At 77.1% G+C, this 3,371-nt stretch carries 4 protein-coding genes; 2 read left to right on the top strand and 2 right to left on the bottom strand.

Annotation, left to right across the window (positions count from 1 at the left end):
- Nucleotides 1–856, bottom strand: an 856-nt coding sequence (locus tag CKO13_RS11345) for a glycosyltransferase family 9 protein (RefSeq protein WP_200261089.1), incomplete at its 3' end; no start/stop codon positions are given.
- Complete coding sequence (locus tag CKO13_RS11340) at nucleotides 849–1,598, bottom strand: 3-deoxy-D-manno-octulosonic acid kinase (RefSeq protein WP_200261086.1); 750 nt, start codon at nucleotides 1,596–1,598, stop codon at nucleotides 849–851. The genes CKO13_RS11340 and CKO13_RS11345, both read right to left, overlap by 8 nt.
- 53 nt (nucleotides 1,599–1,651) lie before the next feature.
- On the opposite strand from CKO13_RS11340, the gene aroK reads away from it, so the two are divergent.
- Nucleotides 1,652–2,188, top strand: coding sequence for a shikimate kinase AroK (gene aroK / locus CKO13_RS11335; protein ID WP_200261083.1), 537 nt, complete (start codon nucleotides 1,652–1,654; stop codon nucleotides 2,186–2,188).
- A gap of 28 nt (nucleotides 2,189–2,216) precedes the next feature.
- Nucleotides 2,217–3,296, top strand: coding sequence for a 3-dehydroquinate synthase (aroB, locus tag CKO13_RS11330; RefSeq protein ID WP_200261080.1), 1,080 nt, complete (start codon nucleotides 2,217–2,219; stop codon nucleotides 3,294–3,296).
- The last annotated feature ends 75 nt before the right edge of the window (nucleotides 3,297–3,371 follow it).

Raw genomic sequence — 3,371 nt, 5'->3', positions numbered from 1 at the left:
CGTAGAGGCCGACGACGGGCACGCCGGCGGCGTTGGCCATGTGCAGCGGCCCGGAGTCGGGGCCGACGAAGGCGCTGGCGCGGCCGAGCGCGGCGAGGAGCTCGGGCAGCGAGGTGGCGCCGATGAGGTCGGTCACCGGGGCGGCGGTCTGCGCCGCGATGGCCTCGGCGAACTCGCGCTCGAGGGCCGTGGGGCCGCCGGTGAGCACCAGCTCGAGGCCGTGGGCGCGGTAGGCGTGGTCGGCCACGGCGGCGTAGCGCTGCGCCGACCAGTTGCGGAAGTTGCGGGCCCGGGCGGAGGTGCACGGGCTGATGGCCAGGAAGCGCCGCCCGGCGGGCAGCAGCTCCCCGGCGCGCTGCTCGGCGGCCGCCGGCACGGGGATCCGCCAGCGCAGCTCCCGCCCCTCGAGCCCGAGGGCCTGGAGGAACTGGAAGAAGCCGTCGAGGACGTGGACCCGGTGGGGGCCGGGGATGCGGCGCTCGCAGAACAGCCCCTGGCCGTTGCGGGCGCGGGGGCGGTCGAAGCCGATGCGCCGCTCGGCGGGCACGGCGCGGGCGAGGAGGTTGGCGCGCCACGAGGCCTGCATGTGCAGCAGCACGTCGAAGCGCTCGCCGGCGAGCGCCCGGCGCAGCTGCGCCGGGGCGCCGAGGAGGCCGTCGCCCTTGTCCACGACGCGGAAGCGCACCCCCTCCAGGCCGCCGACGAGCTGGTGCTCGGTGCGGCCGACGATCCAGGTGATCGCGGTCTGCGGCCAGTGGGCCTGCAGGGTGCGCACCACGGGCACGACGTGGGTGACGTCGCCGATGGCCGACAGCCGCAGCAGGCAGAGCGAGCGGGGCGGGTCGGTGCTAGGCATCGGGCGGGCTCCCTCCTGTGGGCCGGCGCCAGCCGTGGAGCAGGGCCGAGCGGCTCGCCTCGCCGCGGGCCCCGGGGGCCGCGAAGGTCGCGGCGAGCTTGTCGAGGCTGCGCTCCAGCCGGCGCAGGTTGCGCCGCTGCCAGCCCCGCGCCGGCCGGCGCAGGCGGGCGCGGTCGAGGTCGATGACGTGGACGGTGCCGGGCTCGGCCTCGCCGAGCAGGATATTGTGGGCGTTGAGGTCGGCGTGATCGACCCCGCGCCGGTGGAGCCGGCCGATGGCCTCGCCGACGCGGCGCCACTCGGCGGCCTCGAGGGCGCGGCGCCGGAGGGTCTCGGCCAGGGTCCGGGCCGCCAGGCGCTCGACGACGATCTCGCCGCGGTAGAAGAGCCGCTGCGGGGTCACCCGGGCGGCCAGGGGGGCGGGCACGGGCAGCCCCTCGGCGTGGAGGCGGGCGAGGAGCCACCACTCCCGCCAGGGCCGCGTGGCGGCCAGGCGGCGGCGCGGGTAGCGGTCCTCGAGGAGCCCGGCGAGCAGGCCGCCGCGCCGGTAGGGGCGCAGCACCGCCGGGACGCCGTCGACCTCCAGGAAGCAGGCGCTGCCGCGGCCGCCGTCGGGCCGCCCGGTGAGCCAGCCGCGGCGCTGCGCCGCCTCGGGCTCGAAGAGGGCCGGGCCGGGCGGCGCCAGGCGGGCGGCGTCGTAGACGATGGCGTGATCGCCCTCGCGGATCTGTCGCGGGTCCATGGCGCACTACTGTGCCATACCGCGGGGCGCGGCGGGCTGATAGAGTGAGGCGCATGGCACGCTGGCACAAGCCGCACCGGGTCTTCCTGGTCGGCCCCATGGGGGCCGGCAAGAGCACCGTCGGCCGCGAGCTCGCGGCGCTGCTCGGGCTCGAGTTCGTCGACGCCGACACGGAGATCGAGCGCCGCACCGGCGCGAGCATCCCGTGGATTTTCGACCTCGAGGGCGAGTCCGGCTTCCGGGCCCGCGAGGCGGCGCTGATCGACGAGCTCAGCCAGCGCGACGGCCTCGTGCTCGCCACCGGCGGCGGCGCGATCACCACGCCCGCCAACCGCGACGCCCTCGGCGCGCGCGGCGTGGTCGTCTACCTCCACGCCCCCGTCGAGGTCCAGCTGCAGCGGACCCGCCACGACACCAGCCGCCCGCTGCTCCAGGGCGACGACCCGCGGGGCCGGCTCGAGGGGCTGATGGGCGAGCGCGAGCCCCTCTACCGCGAGGTGGCCGACATCGTCGTGGAGGCGGGCCAGGGCCGGGCCCGGGCGCTGGCCAAGCGCATCGTGCGCGCCCTCGAGGGCGCGGCGGCGGAGTAGGAGCGAGGCGGGAGTGAGGAGCGACGGCATGCGGACCCTGCAGGTGGCGCTCGGCGAGCGCAGCTACCCCATCTACATCGGCCCGGGGCTGCTCGGCCGCGGCCTGATCGGCGAGCACCTGGCCGGCGGCCGGGCGCTGCTGGTCACCAACGAGACGGTCGCCCCGCTCTACCAGGCGCGCGCCGCCGCCGGGCTCGCCGGCTGCGACTGGCGCGCCGTGGTCCTGCCCGACGGCGAGGCGTACAAGACGCTGGAGACGTGCCAGCGGGTCTACGACGCCCTCATCGAGGGCCAGTTCGACCGCACCGCCACCGTGGTCGCCCTCGGCGGCGGCGTCGTCGGCGACCTCGCCGGCTTCTGCGCCGCCACCTACCAGCGCGGGGTCGGCTACCTCCAGGTGCCGACCACCCTCCTGGCCCAGGTCGACTCCGCCGTCGGCGGCAAGACCGGCGTCAACCACCCCCAGGGCAAGAACATGATCGGCGCCTTCCACCAGCCGCGGGCGGTGATCGCCGATACCGACACCCTCGCCACCCTCCCCGAGCGCGAGCTCAGCGCCGGGCTCGCCGAGGTGGTCAAGTACGGCCTGATCCGCGATGCGGCCTTCTTCGACTGGCTCGAGGCCCACGCCGAGGCGCTGCTGCGCCGGGACCCGGCGGCGCTGACCCACGCCGTCGCCGAGTCGTGCCGCAACAAGGCCGAGGTGGTCGCCGCCGACGAGCGCGAGGCCGGCAGCCGGGCCCTGCTCAACCTCGGCCACACCTTCGGCCACGCCATCGAGACCCACACCGGCTACAGCGGCTGGCTCCACGGCGAGGCGGTGGCGGCGGGCATCGCCATGGCGGCCCGCATGTCCACGGCCCTCGGCTGGCTCGACGAGCGCGACCGGGCGCGGACCGAGGCGCTGCTCCAGCGCCTGCGCCTGCCCACCGCCCCGCCGCCGATCCCGCTGGCGCGCTACCGGGCGCTGATGCGCGTCGACAAGAAGGTCCAGGGCGGCCGGCTGCGCCTGGTGCTCCTCCGCGGCATCGGCGAGGCGGTGGTCACCGCCGAGTTCGACGAGGCGGCCCTCGAGCGGACCCTGCGCGAGCACGCCGCCGCGGACTGACCCCCGGCGCCTCCGGCAGTCTCCGGGGCGGCTCGGGGGCGGGCCCCGGAGACTGCCGGAGGCGCCGGGGTCAGT

The organism is Halorhodospira neutriphila, assembly GCF_016584055.1.
Taxonomy (GTDB): domain Bacteria; phylum Pseudomonadota; class Gammaproteobacteria; order Nitrococcales; family Halorhodospiraceae; genus Halorhodospira; species Halorhodospira neutriphila.
Note: the sequence above shows the minus strand (reverse complement) of the source record. Positions and strands in the feature narration are given on the sequence as shown.